The organism is Alcaligenes sp. (assembly GCF_050255915.1).
GTDB classification, from domain to species: domain Bacteria; phylum Pseudomonadota; class Gammaproteobacteria; order Burkholderiales; family Burkholderiaceae_B; genus Alcaligenes; species Alcaligenes aquatilis.
Genome location: NZ_JBFWIQ010000010.1, coordinates 96,665 through 120,090 on the forward strand (window position 1 = coordinate 96,665; position 23,426 = coordinate 120,090).

The 23,426-nt window shown below is 57.1% G+C and carries 20 protein-coding genes; 12 read left to right on the top strand and 8 right to left on the bottom strand.

All coding sequences use genetic code 11. The features are described 5' to 3' along the window. The first annotated feature begins 18 nt into the window (after positions 1-18). The 4 genes from AB7E06_RS13725 (at position 19) to AB7E06_RS13740 (ending at position 2,871) form a co-directional block, all read left to right on the top strand. Positions 19-210, top strand: a complete 192-nt coding sequence (locus AB7E06_RS13725; protein WP_009458738.1) for a DUF3460 family protein — start codon at positions 19-21, stop codon at positions 208-210. Positions 211-255: 45 nt separating this feature from the next. Further along, entirely contained in the window at positions 256-1,098 is an 843-nt protein-coding gene (locus AB7E06_RS13730) for a segregation and condensation protein A (RefSeq protein ID WP_094197816.1), read from the top strand. Between the two features lie 11 nt (positions 1,099-1,109). Beyond that, positions 1,110-1,958: a pantoate--beta-alanine ligase gene (panC, locus tag AB7E06_RS13735; protein WP_094197815.1), complete on the top strand. Its 849-nt coding sequence runs from the start codon at positions 1,110-1,112 to the stop codon at positions 1,956-1,958. Between the two features lie 637 nt (positions 1,959-2,595). Next, entirely contained in the window at positions 2,596-2,871 is a 276-nt protein-coding gene (locus AB7E06_RS13740; protein ID WP_094197814.1) for a response regulator transcription factor, read from the top strand. A 1-nt stretch (position 2,872) separates the two neighbouring features. On the opposite strand, the gene AB7E06_RS13745 is transcribed toward AB7E06_RS13740, so the two are convergent. Beyond that, positions 2,873-3,511: a hypothetical protein gene (locus AB7E06_RS13745; protein WP_094197813.1), complete on the bottom strand. Its 639-nt coding sequence runs from the start codon at positions 3,509-3,511 to the stop codon at positions 2,873-2,875. 133 nt (positions 3,512-3,644) lie between these two features. Here AB7E06_RS13745 and coaE point away from each other — a divergent pair, with 133 nt between their 5' ends. The 6 genes from coaE to AB7E06_RS13775 all read left to right on the top strand — a co-directional run bounded on the left by coaE (position 3,645) and on the right by AB7E06_RS13775 (position 14,251). Continuing rightward, entirely contained in the window at positions 3,645-4,292 is a 648-nt protein-coding gene (gene coaE, locus AB7E06_RS13750) for a dephospho-CoA kinase (protein WP_094197812.1), read from the top strand. Between the two features lie 4 nt (positions 4,293-4,296). Beyond that, positions 4,297-5,052: a cell division protein ZapD gene (zapD, locus tag AB7E06_RS13755; protein WP_094197811.1), complete on the top strand. Its 756-nt coding sequence runs from the start codon at positions 4,297-4,299 to the stop codon at positions 5,050-5,052. A 221-nt stretch (positions 5,053-5,273) separates the two neighbouring features. Further along, a complete protein-coding gene (locus AB7E06_RS13760) occupies positions 5,274-6,545 on the top strand; it encodes an efflux RND transporter periplasmic adaptor subunit (RefSeq protein WP_094197810.1) in 1,272 nt (423 codons plus the stop codon). A 3-nt stretch (positions 6,546-6,548) separates the two neighbouring features. Beyond that, positions 6,549-9,635 carry a multidrug efflux RND transporter permease subunit gene (locus tag AB7E06_RS13765; protein WP_094197809.1) on the top strand — a complete coding sequence of 1,029 codons (3,087 nt, stop codon included), beginning with the start codon at positions 6,549-6,551 and terminating at the stop codon, positions 9,633-9,635. Then, entirely contained in the window at positions 9,632-12,736 is a 3,105-nt protein-coding gene (locus AB7E06_RS13770) for an efflux RND transporter permease subunit (protein ID WP_094197808.1), read from the top strand. Before AB7E06_RS13765 ends, AB7E06_RS13770 begins: the two co-directional genes overlap by 4 nt. 6 nt (positions 12,737-12,742) lie before the next feature. Then, the gene (locus AB7E06_RS13775; protein WP_094197807.1) at positions 12,743-14,251 is read left to right on the top strand and encodes an efflux transporter outer membrane subunit; all 1,509 of its coding nucleotides are present in this window, start codon (positions 12,743-12,745) and stop codon (positions 14,249-14,251) included. 193 nt (positions 14,252-14,444) lie between these two features. Here AB7E06_RS13775 and AB7E06_RS13780 read toward each other — a convergent pair whose 3' ends face one another. From AB7E06_RS13780 to AB7E06_RS13790, 3 genes are read right to left on the bottom strand one after another with little or no spacing between them, the layout of a single operon-like run. Then, positions 14,445-15,170 carry a spermidine synthase gene (locus AB7E06_RS13780; protein ID WP_166727095.1) on the bottom strand — a complete coding sequence of 242 codons (726 nt, stop codon included), beginning with the start codon at positions 15,168-15,170 and terminating at the stop codon, positions 14,445-14,447. Then, entirely contained in the window at positions 15,167-16,168 is a 1,002-nt protein-coding gene (locus AB7E06_RS13785; protein WP_427957317.1) for a Nudix family hydrolase, read from the bottom strand. The genes AB7E06_RS13780 and AB7E06_RS13785 overlap by 4 nt, the downstream gene beginning before the upstream one ends. Further along, entirely contained in the window at positions 16,161-17,027 is an 867-nt protein-coding gene (locus AB7E06_RS13790) for an ATP-binding protein (protein ID WP_094197805.1), read from the bottom strand. Before AB7E06_RS13790 ends, AB7E06_RS13785 begins: the two co-directional genes overlap by 8 nt. A 173-nt stretch (positions 17,028-17,200) precedes the next feature. Between AB7E06_RS13790 and ispB the strand changes: the two genes are divergently transcribed. Together ispB and gltS are read left to right on the top strand one after the other, a co-directional pair. After that, entirely contained in the window at positions 17,201-18,166 is a 966-nt protein-coding gene (ispB, locus tag AB7E06_RS13795; RefSeq protein ID WP_094197804.1) for an octaprenyl diphosphate synthase, read from the top strand. Positions 18,167-18,419: 253 nt separating this feature from the next. Next, positions 18,420-19,649 carry a sodium/glutamate symporter gene (gene gltS, locus AB7E06_RS13800; protein WP_108728517.1) on the top strand — a complete coding sequence of 410 codons (1,230 nt, stop codon included), beginning with the start codon at positions 18,420-18,422 and terminating at the stop codon, positions 19,647-19,649. Positions 19,650-19,832: 183 nt separating this feature from the next. Here the strand turns inward: gltS and AB7E06_RS13805 are convergent, their stop codons facing one another. From AB7E06_RS13805 to AB7E06_RS13820, 4 genes are read right to left on the bottom strand one after another with little or no spacing between them, the layout of a single operon-like run. After that, entirely contained in the window at positions 19,833-20,735 is a 903-nt protein-coding gene (locus AB7E06_RS13805; RefSeq protein WP_094197802.1) for a TIGR01777 family oxidoreductase, read from the bottom strand. 37 nt (positions 20,736-20,772) lie between these two features. Beyond that, a complete protein-coding gene (locus tag AB7E06_RS13810) occupies positions 20,773-21,564 on the bottom strand; it encodes an SDR family NAD(P)-dependent oxidoreductase (RefSeq protein ID WP_125277800.1) in 792 nt (263 codons plus the stop codon). A 5-nt stretch (positions 21,565-21,569) separates the two neighbouring features. Continuing rightward, a complete protein-coding gene (locus AB7E06_RS13815) occupies positions 21,570-22,130 on the bottom strand; it encodes a DUF3833 domain-containing protein (RefSeq protein WP_094197800.1) in 561 nt (186 codons plus the stop codon). After that, positions 22,127-23,422, bottom strand: a complete 1,296-nt coding sequence (locus AB7E06_RS13820) for an MFS transporter (protein ID WP_427957321.1) — start codon at positions 23,420-23,422, stop codon at positions 22,127-22,129. Before AB7E06_RS13820 ends, AB7E06_RS13815 begins: the two co-directional genes overlap by 4 nt. Positions 23,423-23,426: the final 4 nt, after the last annotated feature.

Consider the following 23,426-nt stretch of genomic DNA (forward strand, 5'->3'; position numbering starts at 1 on the left):
TTTAGGCGTACAGGTATTATGGCAAAGAATTTCGAATCCGAAATTACCCAGTTTCTTAAACAGTATAAAGAGCAGAACGCGGATACCGAAGCACGGCAGCGTGAAGGCCGCTATCGTCTGTGGGACAAGCAGATTGATCAGGAACTGCAAGATGGTTACAAGGCTGCTCGTACGCCTCAAAAACCTTACGTGTACTACGAAAACAACTAAATCTGTACGCCCGCGCCTGTGACTGAGATTGCACAGCAGCCCGTTGTGGATACGCCAGCTCCTCAGCCCGAGGATGTGTTGGCGCGTCTTTATGGTGAGCCGCTGTTTGCGATTCCCCAGGATCTGTACATCCCGCCTGATGCGCTGGAAGTGTTTCTGGACGCCTTTGAAGGCCCGCTGGATCTGTTGCTGTATTTGATTCGCAAGCAGAACTTCAATGTGCTGGACATTCCGATGGCTCAGGTCACTGGGCAATATTTGGCTTATGTCGAGCAGATTCGCGCCACGAATCTGGAGCTGGCGGGCGAGTATCTTTTGATGGCGGCGCTGCTGATCGAGATCAAATCTCGGATGTTGTTGCCGGTGCGGCGCGCGGACACGGGTGAAGAAGTTGAGGATCCGCGTGCGGAGCTGGTGCGTCGTTTGCTGGAATACGAGCGCATGAAGGAGGGCGCGCGTCGTCTGGACGAGTTGCCCCTGATGGGACGCGATTATCTGCTGGCCAACGCTCAGGCCGAGTTGGTTGTGGAAGCCATTCCGCCCGAAGTGAGTGCGGATGATTTGCGCCAGGCCTGGCTGGGTATCTTGAAGCGCGCCAAGCTTAATGCCAGTCACAAGATTACGCGCGAGCAGTTGTCGGTACGCGATCACATGAGCCAGATTCTGCGACGTTTGCAGCACGTGCGCTTCATGGAGTTTACTGAGCTGTTTAATGAACGTCTGGATCAGGGGGATCCAGCGGCGGTGCTTGTCGTGCATTTTCTGGCCATGCTGGAATTGGCACGAGAGTCACTGCTTGAAATCACGCAGGCCGAGCCCTACGCTCCTATTTATTTGCGCCTGACCTATATTCGAGCGCAGGCCGATGGGCCTGATCTTATTCCGTAGCGGAGAATTTTTTGAAAGTCGTCCATAACATCCAAGAACTGCGCGATCAGCTCCAGGGTCAGACACGCGTGGCATTTGTTCCAACCATGGGGAATTTGCATCGAGCCCACCTGGACTTGATGAAGATGGCTCGCCAGCATGGCGATCCGGTGGTGGCCAGTATTTTTGTCAATCGTCTGCAGTTTGGTCCTAACGAGGATTTTGACCGTTATCCGCGTACCTTGCAGGATGATGCGGCCAAGATGGAGCAAGAGCGCGATGTCTATGTCCTGTTCGCCCCCTCGGAGCGCGAGATGTACCCGGAGCCGCAAAGTTTCCGTGTCAGCCCGCCTGATCATTTGGGTCGAATTTTGGAAGGCCACTTCCGTCCGGACTTCTTTGAAGGGGTCTGTACGGTTGTGTTGAAGCTGTTTTCCTGTGTGCAGCCGCGTGTGGCCGTGTTCGGGAAGAAGGATTATCAGCAGTTGATGGTGGTGCGCCAGATGGTGCGCCAGTTCCAGTTGCCGGTAGAGATTCTGGCTCACGAGACGGTGCGGGAAGAGGATGGTTTGGCCATGTCTTCGCGTAATCGCTATTTGAGTCCCGAGGAGCGCGCTCAGGCCCCGCAGATTTATGGCACGCTGCAGGAGATGAATGAGCGTTTGCAGCAAGGTCAAAGCCGCGAGCAGATCGAGGCTTATGCGACCAAAAAGATGACGGATCTGGGCTGGAAGGTGGACTATATGGCCTTGCGTCGTCAGTCGGACTTGCTGGAACCAACTGAAGAGCAAATCGCAGCCGGTGAGCCTTTGGTGGCATTGGCCGCGGCCAAGTTGGGCGCGACGCGCTTGATCGACAACCTGGAAATGGTTAAAGCCTGATTTCTTGTGTTATTTGGTGAGAAAAGCACAGCTTTTGCTGTGCTTTTTTTATACCTGTGTGGTTTGATTTTGTAGTCTTTGTCTTTGTCTTTGTCTTTGTCTTTGTCTGTGCCTGCTTTTCTGGTCGTGGGTAGTAGCGGTCTTTGTTCCTTCAAACTATAGGTGGACTCAGTACGTCGCCCCTCTGGCGCGCGGCTCAGGGGGAAGGCGGACTACTTGCCAGTGCTGTGCACCGGTGCCCTTGGCCAGAGATAGCTCCGGGCGCAGTCTGAATCGCCGTCCCCCCTGAGCCTCGCGCCAGAGGGGCTCATAGCCCTGGAGTCGGCATCTCTGATGGCTGTTGATGGGTGGGGTTTGTACTCGCGCCTGCCCGCTTAATAATTTTGACCTAGGTGAGTAATTTGATTGTGGTGGGCGGTAGGGCGCTGGTTTTGCCTAGGCTTATCGCTAATTTATCGGCAGAAATGGCTGTTTTCCGACACATTGAAATTCTTGTCTTTATATTAGTCCTGTGACAAAAACATCCCGTATAAGTTAACAGTCGTGTAGTCCCTGCCTAAAATGACAAACTCTGTCTATGGTTAATTCTTCACCTCGCAGGCGGCCTGTTCGCCTGGTACAGATATACGAGACTGACATGGTATTGAATAGTCACCTTCCCGCCTCTGTGCTTTTTGCAAGCCTGACTCCGCGCGAGCGCGACGTGTTGTCTTATATCGCTATTGGTAAGGCGAATAAGGTTATTGCGGCTGAATTGGAGATTTCCCAGCGTACGGTTGAAGCGCATCGGGCACGCGTTTTCCAGAAGTTACGCGTGCGCAATGCGGTTGAGTTGACTCGTTTTGTGTTCAGCGAGCCAGGTCTGCGGGATGTGTTACCGCCCAGCTTGATGGGCGGCCTGTCTGCGCCTTAGCTTAGCGGCAAGCTGGGTTGGCCTGGCCGTCCAGTTCGCTGACTGGGTCGATGTCGGCTTGGCGAGTCAAGTGGCTTTCCAGTGTGGGGCGCTGCTGGTTGAAGGTGTTGATACGCAAGACGTTGTTGTTCACAAAGCTCAGGTCTGCCAGCGTCGAGTCGTTATCGGCCAACAGGGCGATGCGGGTGGGTTGTGTACCGATTGGAACCCAGCAGCCGCTCTTGTGGTGTTCCTGACCCGCGCCGACTGGGGTGGCACGCATACGCCATTGCCCTGCGGGAGCCAGGGTGACGCTGATTTTGTAGGGCTCGCAAGCGCCGCTTTGTGGCGGGCAGGATAGGGTGCCCAGGAAGGTTTTGGGTTCAGCCAGTTCGGGAACGCTGCGATCTGCCTGGACGGCGGGCTGTTCAGCGCGGGCCGGTGTAATGGCGTGCAGGCCTTCCTGATTGCCAAACCCCAAATTGATTTGTGAGGGGGCACGGGCGGTACTGCTGCCTTGCGCTTGGCGCAGGGCGTCTTTCTGAGTGGAGCCACGGCCTTCGTTAGGGCTGGGCTGAACGGGCGCCTGGGCACATGCGGCCAGCAAAACGACCGAAAGCAAGGTAAGGGAGCGCAGAGGGGAAATCGTGGAGAAAGACATGGCGGGCTTCCGTGGACGGGTTGATAGCTGAATTCTACGCTAGACCAGGGGGGCGGGACAGTCTCAGGCCTATTGCGGGTAGGAGGATTGGCGCGGGTACGTTACAGTTTTGTTTTTTATCTGTGGATTGTTCATGCTGACGATTGGGCTGACTGGTGGAATTGGATCGGGCAAGAGCCAGGTGGCCCATTTTTTTGCCTCTTGGGGGGCGGCCGTTGTGGATACGGATGTGATCGCGCATGAGCTGACCGCGCCCGGTGGCCTGGCCATTGAACCGATTCGTGCCGCCTTCGGTACGCAGGCCTTGGCAGCGGACGGTTCCATGGATCGGGATTGGATGCGGGCCTGTGTGTTTGCTGACCCCAATGCCCGTCATCGCCTGGAGGCCATCATTCATCCCTTGATTTGGGATGTAACAAAAGCACAGGCCTTGAAAGCGCAAGGATGTTATCTTGTTGTGGTTGTACCCTTGCTGCTGGAGTCAGGACGATGGCGCGACCGTGTGGATCGGATTTGCGTTGTCGATTGTGATGAAGCGACCCAGATCGCGCGCGTACAGAAGCGTAACGGGCTGGCAGTGGCCACAATTGAACGTATCATGGCAGCACAGGCGCAACGTCAGCAACGCTTGGACGTGGCCGACGATGTGGTTCTGAACGATGGGCAGACGACTTTGCCTCTGTTGGAAGAGCGGGCGCGGGCAGTACACCAACGCTGGTGTGCCTTGACGGCCCGACACCACGACGTGTCTGACCCTACAGTCGACAAAAAAAGGTTTTAAACGCGTGACTCTATACGAATACCCCTGCAATGAGCGTGTCCGGGCTTTACTGAGAGTCGAGTATTTGTTCGATAGGCTGTTTCATTTTTCAGCCAACCAGGATGCGTACTCGCATCAGATCGCTGTAGCGACTTTGTTTGATTTGCTGGACATCTCGGATCGGACCGATTTACGTTCTGCCGTTCTTCAGGATCTGGAGCGTCAGCGCGTGGCGCTGGCTGCGCTGCGCGAGCACCCCGGTGTTCAGCTGCAGGCGCTGGACAAGATGATTGAGCAAATTGTGCGTGCGGCTGCTGACCTGTCGGCCCAAGGGCGGGTGGGGCAGGGCCTGCGCGACAATGAATGGTTGACCAGTTTGCGGGGCCGGGTAGCGGTGCCCGGCGGTACGTCTCAGGTGGACATGCCTTCTTATTATTCCTGGCAGCAGCGGCCCGATACGGATCGTGTCCAGGACCTGCGCCGCTGGTCGGAGTCTTTCCTGCCGCTCTATCATGGTCTGGCCTTGATTTTGCGCTTGCTGCGCCAGTCGGGCGACCCGGCTGACCTGCTAGCTCGCGACGGCTCTTATCAAGAAATGCTGGCAGGCAAGACCTTCCAGTTGTTGCGAGTATGGGTGGATGCCGGTGCCTGCATCTATCCGGAAATGAGCGCTAACCGCTACGTCATCTGGATACGCTTTGTGCAGCAAGACAATCAATTGAAACCGCAGGCCGTAACGGTAGATATCCCCTTTAGGCTAGCCCGTTGCAACTTTGGCTAACAACGCTGTTCATATAAGGTTCAGATAGCCGCTTTTATACTTGCTGGGCCAGCGTGGTCTAGCAAGGGGGCTGTTTTGTCAGCGCTTGTATCTCTTGATCGTTTCAGGCTAATTGCTATCGTGTTTTGGCGGCATAATGCGTGTCGCCGTCACGATAGGTAGTGCTTAAACGCTTATTAGACCGTGCATAGAGACAATTAAGTTTTAGCCGGGGAGTATTCATGTCGGAGTTGAACACAGGCAAAGGTCGGCGGTCCCGATCCTTCTATGTCTGGGTGTTGGTAGGGCTGCTGCTGACAGCAGGCCTTGTTTATTACGCCTTGTCTTCCCCTTCAGATACACCTACCCCCATGCGCGGGCCGCGCGGCATGATGGGGGCCACCAAAGTGCCGGTTCAGGTAGCCACAGTTAAGACGGGTTTGATCGACCAAACAGTCAATGCGATTGCCACGGTCAAGCCCTTGCAGACAGTTGCGGTACGCGGTGAGGTCGATGGCGTGCTGGAGCGTATTCACTTCAAGGATGGGCAGCGTGTGAAGGCCGGCGATTTGTTGGCCGAGATTGATCCGCGTACCTACCAAGTGCAACTGGATCAGGCCCGGGGACAACTGGCACAGAGTCAGGCTCAGTTGAAGGGGGCGCAGCAGGAGCTGGCTCGTCATCGCGTCCTGTTCCAACAGAATTCGATTGCTCGCCAGGCCTTGGAAACCAAGGAAACGGCTGTTCAGCAGTTGCAGGCTCAGATCAAATCCAATCAAGCAGAAGTCGCTCGAGCCCAAGTGCAACTGGATCGCACGCGCATCACGGCGCCCCTGGATGGCCGCTTGGGCCTGCGTAAGCTCGATCAGGGCAATCTGGTCTCTGCCGGTAATACCGACGGGATTGTCGTGATTACTCAGGTTGATCCCATCGGCGTGGAGTTTTCCTTGCCGCAGAACCAATTGAGCAGCCTGCTGGAGGCTATGAAACAAAGCGAGTCGCCTTTGCGTGTGTCCCTGATCGACAGCAAAGCTCAGCTCTTGTCGGATAAAGGCCGCTTGCAGGCTCTGGATAACCAGATCGATATCAATACCGGCACGCTGAGAGTGAAGGCCGAGTTTGATAACGACAACGAAACCCTGTTTGCCAATCAGTTCGTCAATGCCCGCGTCTTTTTGGGCCAGGAACAAGGTCTGCTGATTCCATCGCATGCGATACAGCGGGGTTCGGTAGGGACCTATGTGTACACCCTGGATGACGAGGATAAGGTTCATATTCAGGTGGTGGAGCTGGGTACTGCCACCCTGGAATCGACGCTGATTAAAACTGGCCTGAAAGAAGGCGATCGCGTGGTGGTGGAGGGCACTGACCGTTTGCGCGAAGGCTCGGAGGTCGACGTGATGCAGCAAGATGGCCAGGCCAAGGAAAAACCGGCACCAACTGATGCAGGCGCTCAAGCAGAGCAAGACACACGTTCGGGTGAGGGTCGCCGTCCACGTCCTGCAAGCGAGTAAGCCGTGAGCATGTCGCGTATCTTTATCCTGCGCCCGGTGGCTACCACCTTGGCGATGGTGGCTTTGCTGGTGTCCGGTTTGCTGGCCTATCGCATGTTGCCCGTGGCCGCTTTGCCGCAGGTCGATTACCCCACCATCCAGGTGGTTACGCTTTATCCGGGCGCCAGCCCGGATGTGGTGGCGGCCTTGATTACCTCACCGCTGGAGCGGCGCTTTGGCAGTATGTCTGGGCTGTCGCAGATGATTTCGTCCAGTTCGGGTGGGGCATCGCGCATTACCTTGCAGTTCGATTTGGGCTTGCCCCTGGATGTGGCCGAGCAAGAGGTGCAGGCGGCGATTAATGCCGCCTCTACGATGCTACCCAATGATTTGCCCGCGCCGCCTATCTATAACAAGGTCAATCCGGCTGACACCCCAGTTATTTCCCTGGCGGTGACCTCCCCCAATATGCCCTTGCACGAGGTACGTGACCTGATTGATGTACGGGTCGCACAAAAGCTCTCGCAGGTGACGGGTGTGGGTCTGGTCAGTATTGCGGGTGGCCAGGAGCCGGCCATGCGGATTCAGGCCGATCCCAACGCGTTGGCAGTGCGTAATCTGACGTTGAACCATCTGCGGCAAGCCGTGGTTGCAGCCAATGTGAACCAGCCTAAAGGTAATCTGGATGGGCCTCAGCGCTCCACCAGTATCGGCGCCAACGAGCAGTTGAAAACCGTACAGGATTACGAAAACCTGATCGTCAGCTATAAGGATGGTGCGGCTGTACGCCTGGGAGAGCTGGCCAAGGTGGTGCGGGACGCTCAGGATGTGCGTCAGGCTGCCTGGATGGGCACCGTGCCTGCGATCTTGTTGAATATTCAGCGACAGCCTGGGGCCAATGTCATTGATGTAGTGGACCAGATTCAAAGCCTGCTGCCGGAAATACGTCGTTCCTTGCCGGTTGGTGTGGATGTGACCGTGGCCACGGACCGGACCCAGACCATTCGGGACTCGGTTGACCATGTGCAAAAGGAAATGATGCTGGCCATCGTGCTGGTGGTGCTGGTGACGTTTGTGTTTCTGCGCACGTGGACCGCCACGCTGATCCCTAGTGTTGTCGTGCCTATTTCCTTGATCGCCACCTTTGCCATCATGCTGATGTGGGGCTTCAGTATTAATAACCTGACCCTGATGGCCTTGACGGTTGCCACAGGTTTTGTGGTTGATGATGCGATCGTGATGATTGAGAACATCGCCCGTTACATCGAAAAGGGCGAAACCGCTTTGCAAGCCGCCTTGAAGGGCGCGGCGCAGATTGGTTTTACCTTGCTGTCCTTGACCATCTCCTTGATTGCCGTGCTGATCCCGTTGCTGTTCATGAGCGACGTTATTGGCCGCCTGTTCCGTGAGTTTGCCATTACCCTGGCCGTCGCCATCTTGCTGTCCCTGTTCATTTCGCTGACGCTTACGCCCATGATGTGTGCGCGCATGCTCAAACCCGAGAACGAGCGCCAGTATGGCCGCTTCACCACCTGGTTGGGGAACCGGATGGACCGCATTATTGCGGCTTATGACCGTGGCCTGATTGTGGTGCTGCGTCACCAGACCTTGACCTTGTGGGTTGCGGTGGGGACGGTGGTCTTGACGGGCCTGCTGTACGTGATTGTGCCCAAAGGCTTTTTTCCACAACAAGATACCGGCTTGATTCAGGCCATTACCCAAGGGCCGCAAACCGCCTCGTTCCGCGCCATGGGCTATTTGCAGCAGCAAGCTGTGGCGATTGTGCTGGAAGACCCGGATGTAGAGGCCGTCACCTCATTTATCGGGGTAGATGGCACGAACGCCACCTTGAATAATGGCCGTTTGCAAATTGCCTTGAAGCCGATTGGCTCGGGCCGGGCCAGTGCCAATGAAATCATGGACAGGCTCAATGAGCGCTTGAAGGATATTCCCGACTTATCGGTGTATCAGCAGTCCATTCAGGAACTGACGGTAGACGACCAGATCAGTCGCAATGTGTACCAGATGGCTTTGTCTGACCCAGAGACGGAGGTGTTGACCACCTGGATGCCGCGTTGGCTGGATGCCGTCAATGCCTTGCCGCAGATTAAAGAGGCGTCCATGAGCCTGCAAAACGATGGCCTGCAGGTTCTGCTGGATATAGACCGGGATGCGGCGGCTCGTGTGGGCGTGACCAAAGCCAATATTGACGATGCGCTGTATGACGCCTTCGGACAGCGTTTGATTTCCACAATCTACACGCAGTCTGCCCAGTACCGGGTCGTGCTGGAGGTCAAGGATGAGTACCGCCAAGGCCCGCAGGATCTGGAAAATATCCATGTGATGACGGCAGCAGGCACACCCGTGCCGATTACGTCCTTGGCGCGGATCGATCTGGTGCCAACCACGCTATCGGTGGAGCGCTTGGGGCAGTTCCCGTCTGTGAATGTGTCCTTTGATCTGGCCGATGGTTATTCCTTGTCTGATGCCATTGAAGCGATTGAAACCGTGCCCGACCAGATTGGCATGCCCACCTCGATTGATACCCGCTATCTGGGTGCCGCCAAGGCGTTTCATGCTTCCTTGTCCAGCACACTGTGGCTGATGCTGGCTGCCGTGCTGACCATGTATATCGTGCTGGGTGTGTTGTACGAAAGCTATATCCACCCAATTACTATTTTGTCGACCTTGCCCTCGGCAGCGATTGGGGCGCTGCTGGCCTTGCTGTTGGCCGGACGGGATCTGGACATGGTGGGGGTAATCGGGATCATCCTGTTGATTGGTATCGTGAAAAAGAACGCCATCATGATGATCGACTTCGCTTTGGAGGCGCAGCGCGAGCAGGGTATGAGTCCTCAGGAGGCGATTCATCAGGCCGCCTTGCTGCGTTTTCGCCCCATTCTGATGACAACGCTGGCCGCCTTGTTCAGTGCCATTCCACTGATGCTGGCGACCGGCTCTGGCGCCGAGCTGCGCCAACCTTTGGGATTGGTGATGGTGGGCGGGCTGTTAGCCAGCCAGGTGTTGACCTTGTTTACGACGCCCGTTATCTACCTGTTCTTTGATCGCTTTACCCGCCGTGGTGCTCAGTCGGTACGCGAGTTGTCATGAAGCGTTTGCTAGGGCTGTTTATCTTCCGGCCAGTGGGCTCCAGCCTGCTGGCACTGGCCATGGTGCTCATGGGGGCTTTGGCCCTGCGTTTATTACCTGTGTCGTCGTTGCCGGAAATGGATTTTCCGGTGATCGCGGTCTCGGCCAATTTGCCCGGTGCCAGCCCTGAAACCATGGCCTCCAGTGTGGCCACCCCACTGGAGCAGGCACTAGGTTCCATTGCCGGTGTCTCTGAGATGAGTTCTCGCAGTAGCGAGGGTTCCACCCAGATCATACTGGTGTTCGATCTGGACCGAGATATTGAAGGGGCTGCCCGTGATGTGCAGGCCGCTATCAATCAGGCTCGCCCGATGTTGCCGTCGGGTATGTCCAGTGTGCCCACCTACGAGAAGGTCAACCCCTCGTCCATGCCTATCATGGTGCTGGCGCTGACGTCGCAAACGGCGAACAAGGCGCAGCTTTTTGATATGGCCAGTGGTATTGTCCAGCAGAAACTGGCTCAGATTCCGGGGGTGGGCTCGGTCGAGGTGGGCGGTGGCTCTTTGCCTGCGGTACGGGTGGGGCTGAACCCCAAGGCGTTGGCCTCGGCCGGTATTGCGCTCGATGATGTGCGCTCGGTGATCAATAACGCCAACAGCCTGCGTCCCAACGGCTATCTGGAAGGTGAGCAGGGCCAGTGGCAGATCAATTCGGGGAAACAATACAATCAGGCCCGTTTTTTTGAGCCCTTGGTTCTGAAGAATCAGGACGGGCAGGTTATCCGTTTGGGAGATGTCGCCAAGGTCGAGGACTCCGTCGAGAACATTCACAGCCTGGGGTATTGGAATAACCAGGAAGCTGTTTTGCTGATTGTGCGTCGGCAGGCCGGTGCCAACATTATTGAGACGGTCAATACTATCCGCGCGCGCTTGCAGGATATCGAGGAAATGCTGCCTAGCCAGGCGCAATTGACGGTGGCGCAGGATCGCACCCCCAGTATCCGCGCCACGCTGGAAGAGGCCCAACTGACGCTGATTATTGCGGTGGCCCTGGTAGTGCTGGTGGTCTTGCTGTTCCTGCGAAACTGGCGCGCTGCCTTGATCCCCGCTATCGCCGTGCCTGCTTCCTTGATTAGCACCTTTGCTTTCATGCATTTGTTCGGCTTTACGCTGAACACCATTTCCTTGATGGCCTTGATTGTGGCCACGGGCTTTGTGGTGGATGACGCCATCGTGGTGCTGGAAAGTATTATGCGTTACCTGGAAAAAGGCTTGTCCCCTATGCGGGCGGCCTTGCGCGGGACGCGCGAGGTGGGCTTTACCGTCACGGCCATGAGCCTGTCGCTGGTGGCGGTGTTTATTCCCTTGTGGTTGATCGGGGGATTGGCTGGGCGCCTGTTCATGGAGTTTGCCGTCACCTTGTGTACGGCCGTGCTGGTGTCCCTGGTGATCTCCTTGATGCTGACTCCCATGATGTCCGCCCGATTGCTGCGCCCAGGACCGCAAGAGCATGAGTCTACCCATCCCCTTAGTCGTTTTCTGGGCTGGATAGGCAGTGTCAGTTGGCGTGCTTACCGTCGCTCTTTGGATTGGGCGCTCAAGCATCATCGCCTGATGTTGTTTTCCTTGTTCGCCACGATAGGGTTGAATGTGTACCTGTATGCGGTGGTGCCCAAGGGGCTGTTTCCACAGCAGGATACCGGTCAGTTGATGGGGTTTTTCCGGGTCGATAGGGGCACCTCGTTCCAGTCCATGGAGCCTAAGCTGGAGTACTTCCGTTCCATCCTGAATCAGGACCCGGACATCCGTTCGGTGGCTGTCTTTGCCGGTGGTCGTAGTGGTAGCACCTCGTCCTTCATTCTGGTTGAGCTCAAGCCCATGGATGAGCGCAAAGCCAGCACAACAGATATTGTGAATCGCCTGCGCGATCCTTTATCCACCACGCCGGGTGCGCGCATGTTCATGGTGCCTCAGCAAGATATTCCGGTCGGTAGCGGCGGCGGCGGGCGCAGTGGCTCTTATGACTACTCCTTGCTGGGTAGCGACCTGGAGTTGCTGAAAACCTGGTTGCCCAAGGTTCAGCAGGCCATGGCCGAATTGCCTGAACTGGTAGACGTGGACACAGGCACGGATGACAAGGCTGGCCTGGTTCAACTGGAAATTGATCGGGATATGGCAACGCGCTTGGGCGTGGATATGTCCATGGTGGCAGGGACCTTGAACAACTCCTTCTCCCAGCGTCAGGTTTCCACAATTTTTGGACGGTTGAACCAGTATCACGTTGTCATGGAGGTCGAGCCGCGTTTTGCTCAGGATCTGGAGTCTTTGAAGGAGATTGAGGTCGTTGCCAAAGATGGCACGCGCGTGCCTTTGTCCGCCTTTACGCGCTTTACGACGGGCACCGCGCCGCGCAGCATTAACCACATGGGTTTGCTGGTGGCCGAGTCTGTGTCTTTTGGTTTGGCCGAAGGCGTCACCCTCAGTCAGGCGACAGAGGCCATTGAGCAGGCCATGGCCCGGATTCAGTTGCCTACCCGCGAGATTCAGGCCGGCTTTGAGGGCAATACGGCGCAGATGCTTGATGCCCTGGCCAAGCAACCCCTTATGTTTCTGGCCGCCTTGGTGGCCTTGTACATCGTGCTGGGGATGTTGTACGAGAGCTATATGCACCCGCTGACCATTCTGTCCACTTTGCCCTCGGCTGGGATTGGGGCCTTGCTGGCCTTGATGATGACCAGTGGCGAGTTCAATCTGATTGCCATGATCGGAGTATTTTTGTTGATTGGTATCGTCAAGAAAAACGCCATCATGATGGTGGACTACGCCTTGCAAATGGAGCGTGAGCGCGGCATGGGCTCGCGTGAGGCTATTTACGAGGCCTGCCTGGTGCGTTTCCGCCCCATCATGATGACAACCTTGTCCGCTATTTTTGGCGCTGTTCCTTTGATTCTGGCCTCCGGGCCGGGCGTGGAAATGCGCCAGCCGCTGGGTGTCACCATTGTGGGTGGTTTGGTGCTCAGTCAAATCCTGACTTTGTACACCACGCCCGTGGTTTATCTTTATCTGGATCGTTTGCGCCATCGCTTCATGCGCCGCAAGAACCAGACAAACTTGAATACATAAGCTGATATGCCTATTTCTACTGCCACGATGTTTCCGCGCTTTGCACTGGCTGGGATGGTGCTGCTCCTGTCCGCATGTGCCGTTGGCCCTGATTATCAGCGGCCTGAGGCCCCAGTGGGGGAGCACTTTCGGGAAAAGGTGCGTTCCACGGCCTGGAAGCAGGCTGAACCGGCTGACTTGAAGGATCGCGGCCCCTGGTGGGAAAGCTTTAATGACGGCGTGCTCAATACCTTGATGCAAAGCCTGAACGAGCAGAACTTTAGCTTGCAGCAAGCACAGGCACGCGTCCGGCAGGCGCAAGCCACCTTGTCCAACACGCGCTCGACTCTGTTTCCGAAAGTGGACAGCTCGGTCGGAACCACGCGACGGGGCGGCGGCTCGGGTGATACCAGCCAAAGCAGCAGCGCTTACGATGCCAGCATCACCGTGAATTGGGAAGTGGATTTGTGGGGGCGGATTCGCCGTCAGGTAGAAGCGGGTGACGCAGGCCTGCAAGCCAGTGCTGCGGATATGGCCGCCACGCGTTTGAGCCTGCAGTCGCAATTGGCCCAAACTTATTTGCAGTACCGCAGTGTGGAATCCAGCGAACGCGTGCTGGATGAAACTGTGGCCGCGTACGAGCGCTCTTTGCAAATTAATCAGAATCGTCTGGACGCCGGTTTTTCGGCCCCGGGAGACGTAGCGGCAGCCTTAAGTCAGCTTGAAAACGCACGTACTCAGCGCCTGGCTTTGAATCGTGAAAAGGCCTCCTATCAGCATGCCATGGCGGTGTTGGTGGGCCGTGCGCCGTCCCAGTTCGAGGTGGTGCCGCATGCGCCTTGGCCAGTGGCTCCGGATATTCCGGTGGGCTTGCCATCCAGCCTGCTGGAACGTCGCCCCGATGTGGCCCGGGCCGAGCGTCGTATGGCGCAGGCCAATGCCCAGATTGGTGTAGCCAAAGCCGCCTGGTTTCCCAGCTTGAGCCTGAAAGCCAGCGGGGGGTTTAGCAGCAGTGATTTAAGTGAATGGCTGACGGCACCCGCGCGTGTCTGGTCCCTGGGGCCTGCCTTCGCCCTGACCTTGCTGGATTTTGGAGCGCGTCGTGCACAAGTCGAGCAGGCCAAGGCCAGTTATGACGAACAATTGGCGGCTTACCGCCAGACGGTTCTGGATGCGCTGAAAGAAGTGGAAGATGCCTTGTCGGAGCGTAATGGCCTGGAGCTGGAGCAAGCCAGTCAAGCGCGTTCTCTGGCGGCGGCCCGCGAGTCTTTGCGGCTGACGCGCAATCAGTTTGATGCCGGGCTGGTGGATTTTCTGAGTCTGGCTCAAACCCAGGCCACGGCCCTGTCAGCCGAGCGGCAGGCCTTGGATCTGGAGTCTCAACGCTTGCGGGCGGCAGTCAAACTGATGGTGGCCTTGGGCGGTGGCTGGGATGCGCAAACTGGGCTGACTTCAGAGGAAGTTACAAAAGCGGGTATGAAGAAAACCGATGGGGCAGAGTCTGTCGCAGACGCATCAGGTCCTGCCGCCGAGTGATGCCCAAGGCCCAGGACGGGCTGGCAGGTTTGCTATGTCATGTAAGCCCGTTTCAGGAATAGGTGAACCAGACCTTGGAGACAGCCAATTCGCTGTGACTTTGAATGTTGCGAAGGCAAAAAAATACCCCAAGAGCGGAGTTGCCAGTCAGTTTCCGGGGTATTTTTTTAAAGCTTGGCTGAGGTTTTTGAACTTAGTCCTGGTCCATCCAGGCATATAGCCCGTCAACCCATTCCTTGCCGTCGTCCAAACCCAAGAGGGCGTGGATCTCTTCAGCACGTTGGTACAAATCATCAAAATCAATTTGTGGCGGGTCTACAAAGGCCAGGGCAACCAGATTCCCGTCATGGGTTTCAGGTAGCCAGACCACGGCAGAGAAGCTCTCTTGCAACGCATGCAGATTACGCGCATGTACCCGTTCCGACCCCAGTAAATTGACCGTCAATAGTCCTTGCGGCCCCAGAGCTTTGCGGCAGGCCTGGTAAAAGGCTTCGCTTTCCAGTGCAGGGTGCTCGGCCTGATCAGAGTAGACATCAACTTGCAGCACATCCAGCTCGCCATATACCGCGTCCAGATAGTCCAGCGCGTCTACCGTGTGTACGTTCAAGCGTTGGTCGTCGGGCGGTAAATTGAACAGCAGCCGGCTGGCTTGCACCACTTCCGGATTGATTTCCACCGCGTCGATACGCGCCTGGGGGAAATGCTGGTAGCAAAAGCGCGTCAGGCTGCCTGCGCCCAGGCCAAGCTGGGCAATACGGCGCGGATCGGTCTGGAACAAGCTCCAGATCATCATTTGACGGATGTAGTGCAGCTCCAACTGATCGGGAGCATCCAGGCGCATGGCGCCCTGCACCCAGGCCGAGCCCAGGTGCAGGTAGCGCACGCCTTCGTGTTCCGAAATAGAGACCTGCGGCATCATACCGGGTCGCTGTCCAGCATATGGCGTATACCGGCAATGCCGTGTGCGCCGTGATTGCGGGCTTGAGCCAGAGTGTTGGCCGATTGTCCGCCGATTGCAAACACAGGCAGGCCAGCTTGTTCGGCCAGACTGGCAAAACGGGCCCAGCCCATACCGGGATCGCCGGGATGAGAGGCGGTTTCCAGGACATGGCCCAGAACCAGAAAGTCCGCCTGGATTTTGCGGGCTATTTCAATATCACGTTCATTGTGTGTGGACATGCCGATCAAGCCTTTGCTGATCGCGGGAAATGTCGCCAGGGTGTCGTGGCATTTCGCAGACAGGGCTTGGGCGTCGCTGGCGCGCAAGTGCACACCATCGGCGTGGTCCCACCAGCTCTCGGGGTGCAGACTGTTGACCAGGCAGCGCGCTTGGTAACGCTGGCACAGGTTCACCACTTGCAGGAACGCCTGGTGCAAATGGAACTCGGCATCAGGTCGGACAGCCCAGGCAGGCTCACGAAACTGAACCAGGGCCGGGCCTTGTTGCAGAGCTTGTTCCAGTTGTTCCAGATAGGCGGGTAGGCGGGCTGGCTCGTCGATGTTGCTAATCAGATAGCGTTCGGGCAGTTGCAGCCATTTCAGCGGCGGTTCGGTAGCAGGCAGTACAGGGCCGACTTCCAATGGACCTTTAGGGTTGACCCAGGCAAGCTCCTGGCCTTCCAGGCACTGGGGTTCGCCTTCCCATTCCCGCACCAGACAGAAAGAGAGTTTGACGAAGTTCTTGGGGTATTCGTGTGTATAGGTGACCCAGGGGTGTGCGTGGGTCGTTTCAATGCCGAGTTCTTCGCGCAGTTCCCGTACCAGTGCCTGTACGACGCTCTCGCCCGCTTCAATCTTGCCGCCAGGCAATTCCCACCAGCCTGGCCAGGGTTTATCGGCTGGGCGTTTTCCCAGTAGCACTTGGCCGTGTTGGTTCAGTAAAACGCCAACGGCCACTTCCAACGTGGGTTTAGACATGTCTAGCGGTCCAATCTCTAGCAAATTGACGTGCTACCCGGCCGGAGCGCGAGCCACGTTCCAGAGCCCATTGCAAGGCTTCCGTACGCGAGCTTTCGATGTGTTCTGCAGGGCAACCCAATGCGCCCAGCCAGTAATACACAATGTCCAGATAGTCGTCTTGTTTAAAGGGGTAAAACGACAACCATAGTCCAAAGCGCTCGGATAGGGATACCTTTTCTTCAACGGCCTCACCGGGGTGGATCTCACCGTCTGCGGAAGTGGAGGTGCTCAGGTTCTCCTTCATGTATTCGGGCATCAGGTGACGCCGGTTGGACGTGGCGTAGATCAGTACATTGTCGCCAGGGGAGGCCAGTGAGCCGTCCAGCACGGATTTGAGCGCCTTGTAACCGGCTTCGCCTTCTTCAAAAGACAGGTCGTCGCTGAAGATGATGAAGTGTTCGGGGCGCTTGCTGATCAGGTCAATGATGTAACCCAGATCGCCTAGATCGGACTTGTCCACCTCGATCAGGCGCAGGCCCTGGTCGGCAAACTTGGCCAGCATGGCTTTGACCAGCGAGCTTTTTCCCGTCCCGCGAGCACCGGTCATCAAGACGTTATTGGCGGGTTTGCCTGCCAGGAAATGGCGGGTGTTGCGCTCAATAATGCTTTTTTGGCGTTCGATATGGTGCAGATCGTCCGGTTGGATGGTGGCGACGTGCGAGACACCTTCCAACCAGCCACGCGTACCATTGGTGCGCCAGCGAAACGCCACGCAATCCCAGTTGACAGGAGGGGGAGCAGGGGGGAGCCAGGCTTCCAATTGAGCGAGAACCCGCTCGGCCCGGCTGATCAGGGTACTCAGGTCTTGCGAGCTCAAGACGGTCTCCGTTTCAGGTTGAAACGCTTATTATCGCTAATTTGGCACCTTTTTCTGCGATCACTGTTGTGCTGGACGCGTAACAATGGGCCCAAAGCGATTCAAGATCGTATAATCACTCAGTTATGGTTGGCCGCTACGGGCCCCCTCCCTTACTCGTCCGGAATTCTGTTTTGAACCTGTCCACCCTGATTGAACCTATTGCCGACGACATGAAGGCTCTTGATGTCGTCATTCGTGAGCGCTTGAATTCGGATGTGGTGCTGATACGCACAATCGGCGAATACATCGTTAGTGCGGGTGGCAAACGTATGCGTCCCGCGCTTTTGTTGCTGGTAGCCCGCGCACTGGCTTATCAGGGGAACACGCATCATTTGCTGGCTGGCGTTGTGGAATTCATCCACACGGCCACCTTGCTGCACGACGATGTCGTTGATGAATCCGATATGCGTCGCGGTCGCCACACGGCCAATGCCGTCTATGGCAATGCAGCCAGTGTGTTGGTGGGTGACTACCTGTACTCGCGCTCTTTCGAGATGATGGTGCAGTCGAACTCCATGCCTGCCATGGCCGTGTTGTCAGCAGCCACCACGGTGATCGCTGAAGGCGAGGTCTTGCAACTGCTGAACGTACACGACCCGGACGTTTCTCTAGAGCGTTACCTGCAAGTCGTGCGCTACAAGACAGCCAAACTGTTTGAGGCGGCCGCGCAAGTTGGCGCGATTGTGGCCGGAGCTTCGCCCGAGATGGAAGAGGCCATGGCTGCGTATGGTCGTCACCTGGGTACGGCCTTTCAACTGGTTGATGATGTGCTCGATTACACCGGTGATGCCCAGGCATTGGGCAAGAACGTGGGTGACGATCTGCGTGAAGGCAAGCCCACCATGCCACTGATCCGTGTCATGGAAGTGGGGACACCCGAACAAGTCCAGTTGATCAAGTCCGCCATTGAAACCGGTGATGCGGATTTTGCGGCAGTGGCCCAGGCCATTGAGCAAACTGACGCGTTGGCGTACACCCGCGAAGCGGCCAAGGCGGAAGCCCAATTGGCGGTGCAGGCTCTGGCGGATGTGCCTGAGAGCGAATTCAAGCAGGTATTGCTCAGCTTGTGCGCGTTTTCCATCGAACGCGATCGCTAAGCATCACCTTTTCCCCAACCCGCCGGCAGGCGGGTTTTTTTGTAATAAGGCGGGCCGATTAACGGAAATAGGCGTCATTAGGCGTCTGTTCATGTTATTTTTCTCGGTTTTGCTACGCTGTTGGTGGTCATGCCTTTGTCCCACAAGGACGAAGTAGCAACGATAGACACGCCTATTTGAACAAACTGGTTTGAAGCCTCTGTCAGACACATAGGTGCAGGCCCCTTATTCCAAAGATGTAAGGAACGGATAGATGAATATTCAGCTCGATATAGCGCAAACGGTCGGTTTAGCGGCTGTTTTTCTCGTGCTGGGAGAATATATAAAGAATCGCGTTGCTGTGCTGGCCCGCTATTTCATTCCCAGCCCCATTATTGGCGGTTTGATTTTTGCCTTGATTGCCCTGGTGGGTCACGAGACGGGTTCGTTTCACTTCTCTTTCAACGACGATATACGCAACTTCTTGTTGATGGCCTTTTTTACCACCATTGGCTTTTCAGCAAGTTTCGAGCTGTTGAAAAAGGGGGGGCTGGCAGTGGCCCTGTTTTTGGGCTGTGCGGTTGTCCTGATTATTCTGCAAAACGTGATGGGTGTCACCCTGGCCGCTTTGATGGATGCCAATCCCTTGCTGGGCCTGGCGGCCGGTTCGGTCGCCATGACAGGAGGTCACGGGACCTCCGCGGCTTTTGGCCCCTTGCTGGAGAACGCAGGTGCTGTGGGAGCCTTGCCCGCTGCCATTGCCGCGTCGACCTGGGGGCTGGTGATGGGGTGTGTCATTGGTGGTCCTTTGGGCCGACGCCTGATGAAAAAACACAAGATTGACGGCCCTGCACCACACCGTCGTCATCGTCGCCAGCATGAAGGTGCAAACGTACCCCATGCTATGCAAGCCCAGGTTAAAGAAACCGTTCAGCTTGATGACGGTGGCTTTGAAATGCCGGTCTACGCGGTCGTTCTGCTGTCCATTGCGATTGGGGTGGGCAGTGTCATCATCGAATGGTTGGGTGAGCGCGGCATCGTGCTGCCTGCCTACCTGGGGTCCATGCTGGTGGCAGCCGTTATCCGTAATGTGATTGATTGGCGTCGTTACCGCTTGCCGGAAAAAGAGTTTGAAATTATCGGCAACGTGTCGCTGGCTTTCTTCCTGGTCATGGCATTGATGGTGATGAAGTTGTGGGAACTGGCTCAAGTGGCCGGTCCCTTGCTGGTGATCCTGATTGCCCAGACCGTGATGATGTACTTCTTTGCCCGATATGTGACCTTCAATGTCATGGGCAAGGACTATGACGCTGTTGTGATGTCGGCCGGGCATTGTGGTTTCGGCATGGGGGCAACGCCGAACGCCATGGCCAATATGCAGGCTTTCACGGAAGATAATGGCCCCTCGCGCAAGGCCTTTTTTGTGATTCCCTTGGTGGGCTCCTTGTTTATCGATTTTTTCAACGCCGTGATTATCACCGGCTTTGTGAACTTTCTGACGTAAGCGCGCAAGGCTCAGGCCGCGCCGAACGGCGCGGCAGTGTCTCGTGGCCGGACGCTTGGACGTCACGGACAGGGGGTGTGTGAATTTTGCTCGGGACGGCTTGGGCCAAGGCGATGCCCGAACCTTAGCGTCCGCCGTTTTTTGATGGGCAAGATGGCAAGACCACCTCTGTAAACGATCCGTTCAGGCTTTGTTAAGCACATCCCTTAAGGCCTCGGACAGTTCAGGGTGACGCCAACTGAAACCCGCTTGCTGGGCGCGTTGCGGAATCAGTCGTTGTCCGCCCAGCAGCAGAACAGACATCTCTCCCAATGCCAGCCGTAGCACCCAGGCCGGGGCATGAAACAGGGCTGGCTTGCCCAGCTCTTGCGCCAGGATGCGGGTGAACTCCGCATTGCGCACAGGCTGTGGCGCACACGCGTTATAGGGGCCTTCACAGCTTTGATTGTGCAAAAGGTAGTCGATGAGAGCGACCTGGTCTTCAATGTGTATCCATGGCATCCACTGCTGACCATCACCTAGTCTGGCACCCAATCCCAGCTTGAACGAGGGCAGGAGCCGAGCCAATATTCCTGCATTGTTGGCCAAGACGGGTGCGGTGCGTAGCAAGACCACGCGTACCCCCCATTGGCGTGCCTGTTCGGCCTCTTGCTCCCAGGCCACACAAAGTTGGCTGCCGAAGTCTTTGTGGCTTGGTGCACTGTCTTCGGATAAAGGCTGTTGCCCACCGTCTCCGTACCAGCCTGTGGCTGAGCCCGAGATCAATATGGGCGGCACCGACGCTTGCTGCCCCATCCAGTCCACCAGGCGGCGAGTCAGATCCACACGACTACGCCACAGAAGCTGGCGGCGTGAATCAGTCCAGCGTTGATTGGCAATCGGGGCCCCAGCCAGGTTGATGACGGCGTCAAATGGCGCGTTGCCATTTAGCTCTTCAAGAGTGGCTACGCCTTTTGCGCCCGGGCATAACTGGGGAACTTGCTGCGGGGTGCGGCTCCATACCCAGAGTTCATGGCCCTGAGCTTGCCATTGTTGGCAAAGGGCCTGTCCAATGAGGCCGGTGCCCCCGGTCAGAAGGATGCGCATCGGATTCTCCGTGTTTAACAGTGAGCCGCCGGTGAAATTACATGCCGGTGACACGGCGTACCGCCCAGAAATACCAGCTATCTGGCAAGCATCGCATGAGTTTGACCCAGCCAGTGAAACGGCGAGGAAAGTTCATTTCAAACTGTCCCTGTTTCCAGCCGTGCAAGATATGCTGCGCCGCTTCTTCGGGGGTGATCAGTGCGGGCATCTTGAAACTGTTTTGTGCCGTTAATGGGGTGTCCACAAACCCCGGGTTGATAATGGAAACACCCAGCCCTAAAGGGTGCAGGTCCAGGTAGAGGTTTTCGGCCAGGTTGTTCAGCGCCGCTTTGGTGGGGCCGTAGGCCAGGGACATCGGCAGCCCTCGATAGCCGGCCACGCTGCCGACTAAAGCTAGGTGACCGCGTCCGGCTGCAAGCAACATCGGCAGAACCGTGTCCAGCAGGTGCAGTGCGCCGACATAGTTAACGTCCAGATGTCGCTGCATTTCAAGCAGATCGAAGTGCGTCGCTCGTTGAGGCTGGTATCTGCCAGCGCAATACAGCACCAGGTCCGGGGCCTTGTCCGCGTAGGCTTGAACCATTGTCTTGGCCGCCACCATGGAGTCGAGTTGGGTGACATCCAGCGGTACGGCCAGAAAGCCATCTCGGCCATCAGCCAGGGTGTGCAGTGCATCGGCATCTCTGGCCGAGATGATGACACGTGCCCCTTGGGCATGGAGTGCTTGTGCGGTGGCTTTGCCTATGCCCGATGAGGCGCCGACAATCCAGGCGCATTTGCCTTGCCATTGACTGATCGGCGGGTTGAGTTTTGTGTGCAGCAGTGCCATCACACTTACTCCTTAGTGAAGGACAAGGTTACGTCACCAAGATGAAAACCAAATTTGCTCATGGCGGCGCGGTTGAGCATGGTGCGACCATCCATCAAATACATCCAGTCGTCCATGTTGACGTTCCAGACTTTGCCGTCCACGGGCAGTGCCAGCACATAATTCCAATGGAAGGCGTTGCCCGCGGTCTGCCCTTGTGCTTGTCCCACCACGTCGTCCGCGCGCCCGGTGTAATGGCCGTCACCTAGATATTTCAAATGCCAGATCCGTTGCTGTGTGGTGCCATCACTGTAGACAAAGTGCTCATCGAGCACGCCTTCATCGCCATTCCAGGTGCCTGTCATGCGCACGGTGAAGCGTTTGACCACTTTGCCGGAGCGGTCTGTGAACAAGCCGTGGGCGGTCAAAGGCCCGTTGAAATACTGACGCAGGTCCAGTTCGGGACGCTCCTGGGCATAGTCCTGCACGGTGGGCCCTACACACCCGGCCAGCAATCCGGTGAGTGTCAGTCCCAGAATGGCGCGCCGCCAGGGCAGGGTCGAGACACGGCATGTTGTCAATTTCATATCAGTCTCCAGGAGGTGTGCAGGTGCTCAGCGCGCCATAGGCATGCCCACGCCAGCAGTTTGAACAGGCAGGGAAGGCCACCATAGGTCCAGGCCAGTGCCTGCAGGCCTGCCGGGTCGGTCGTGCCGCTGTGGTAACCCAGAAAGGCGAGCAGCGGCAGACACAGCCCGGCGGCTAAAGCCAGATTGAGCTTGGTGGCACAGGCCCACCAGCCCAGATATCGTCCTTCGCCCGAGCCACCGTGACCGGACTCATGGATGACACCGGTCAGCAAAGCGCCTGGCAGTGCCAGATCCGCGCCAAGGGCAAGCCCGCTTGCCAGGCAGATAAGGATGAAGACCTTGCCGTCACCAGCATCAAGCCAGGGTGTTAGCGAAAAGGCGATGATGCTTGCCAGCATGCCAGCGCGCCAACTGGGGGCGAGGCCCCAGCGCGAAACGGCCTTGATCCACAGTGGCAGCCCGGCCGCAGCAGCACCGAAATAACACAAGAGGAAAAGTGGTTGCATATCGGCTGCCTGCAGACGGTCCGTTACGAAAAACGGGAGCAGGGTGGCGGGTATGGCAGCGGCCACACCGTTGAGCATGAAGACTGATAACAGCCGGCGGAAACTGGCATCTGCCCAGGGGGAGGCGGCCTGAGCAGGTCTGATGTGACGATGTCCGTAACGTGTTGGGCTTGCTGTGAATCGTTGCAGGTTATGCAGTCCGAGCAAGCCTAGGGCAAGAGCCAGAAAGAGCACGATACTGGTCGCGTCAAAGCCCAGCCAGGTAGGCAAGATGCTGGCCAGCAGGACACCGGCAAGCGTGGCGCCTTCTCGCCATGCCGTCACGCGTGCGCGCCAATTGGGGTCACCTCCCCAACGGGTACCCCAGGCCTGATGCAGTATGCTCACGGCGCTATAGGCCAGGGTGCATACCAGTAGGCTGACCGCCAGCCAGATTAGCGCCGCCTCTTGAACAGCCAGGGGAGGATGCCACAAGGCGGCAAACCCCAAGACCATGATGACACTGCCCAGCACGGCTGCCAGCCAGGCTTGACGTTGTCCTCGATGCAAAAGGCGATCGGCCAGGCGTCCCAATGCGGGATCGAGCACCGCGTCAATGGCTCGAGTGGCAAGCAGTACGGCACCCAGACTGGCCAGGGGCACGCCCGCCACCGCTGCATAGTAATGAGGCAGGTTGACGTATAAAGGCAGCGACACAAAAGCCAGCGGTAGGCCAAGACTGCCGTAAGAGAGCCCTGTACGCCAGTGCAGCGGTGTGGAGGGGCCAAGTTCTTGGGAGGGCATGATG

Excerpts from the sequence above, each read along its gene's own strand:
- AB7E06_RS13820 (WP_427957321.1), bottom strand. The coding sequence starts at position 23,422 with ATGCCCTCCCAAGAACTTGGCCCCTCCACACCGCTGCACTGGCGTACA.
- AB7E06_RS13740 (WP_094197814.1), top strand. The coding sequence starts at position 2,596 with ATGGTATTGAATAGTCACCTTCCCGCCTCTGTGCTTTTTGCAAGCCTG.
- gltS (WP_108728517.1), top strand. The coding sequence starts at position 18,420 with ATGAATATTCAGCTCGATATAGCGCAAACGGTCGGTTTAGCGGCTGTT.
- AB7E06_RS13775 (WP_094197807.1), top strand. The coding sequence starts at position 12,743 with ATGCCTATTTCTACTGCCACGATGTTTCCGCGCTTTGCACTGGCTGGG.
- coaE (WP_094197812.1), top strand. The coding sequence starts at position 3,645 with ATGCTGACGATTGGGCTGACTGGTGGAATTGGATCGGGCAAGAGCCAG.
- AB7E06_RS13760 (WP_094197810.1), top strand. The coding sequence starts at position 5,274 with ATGTCGGAGTTGAACACAGGCAAAGGTCGGCGGTCCCGATCCTTCTAT.
- AB7E06_RS13815 (WP_094197800.1), bottom strand. The coding sequence starts at position 22,130 with ATGAAATTGACAACATGCCGTGTCTCGACCCTGCCCTGGCGGCGCGCC.
- AB7E06_RS13780 (WP_166727095.1), bottom strand. The coding sequence starts at position 15,170 with ATGATGCCGCAGGTCTCTATTTCGGAACACGAAGGCGTGCGCTACCTG.
- AB7E06_RS13770 (WP_094197808.1), top strand. The coding sequence starts at position 9,632 with ATGAAGCGTTTGCTAGGGCTGTTTATCTTCCGGCCAGTGGGCTCCAGC.
- AB7E06_RS13805 (WP_094197802.1), bottom strand. The coding sequence starts at position 20,735 with ATGCGCATCCTTCTGACCGGGGGCACCGGCCTCATTGGACAGGCCCTT.
- AB7E06_RS13745 (WP_094197813.1), bottom strand. The coding sequence starts at position 3,511 with ATGTCTTTCTCCACGATTTCCCCTCTGCGCTCCCTTACCTTGCTTTCG.
- AB7E06_RS13785 (WP_427957317.1), bottom strand. The coding sequence starts at position 16,168 with ATGTCTAAACCCACGTTGGAAGTGGCCGTTGGCGTTTTACTGAACCAA.
- AB7E06_RS13725 (WP_009458738.1), top strand. The coding sequence starts at position 19 with ATGGCAAAGAATTTCGAATCCGAAATTACCCAGTTTCTTAAACAGTAT.
- AB7E06_RS13810 (WP_125277800.1), bottom strand. The coding sequence starts at position 21,564 with ATGGCACTGCTGCACACAAAACTCAACCCGCCGATCAGTCAATGGCAA.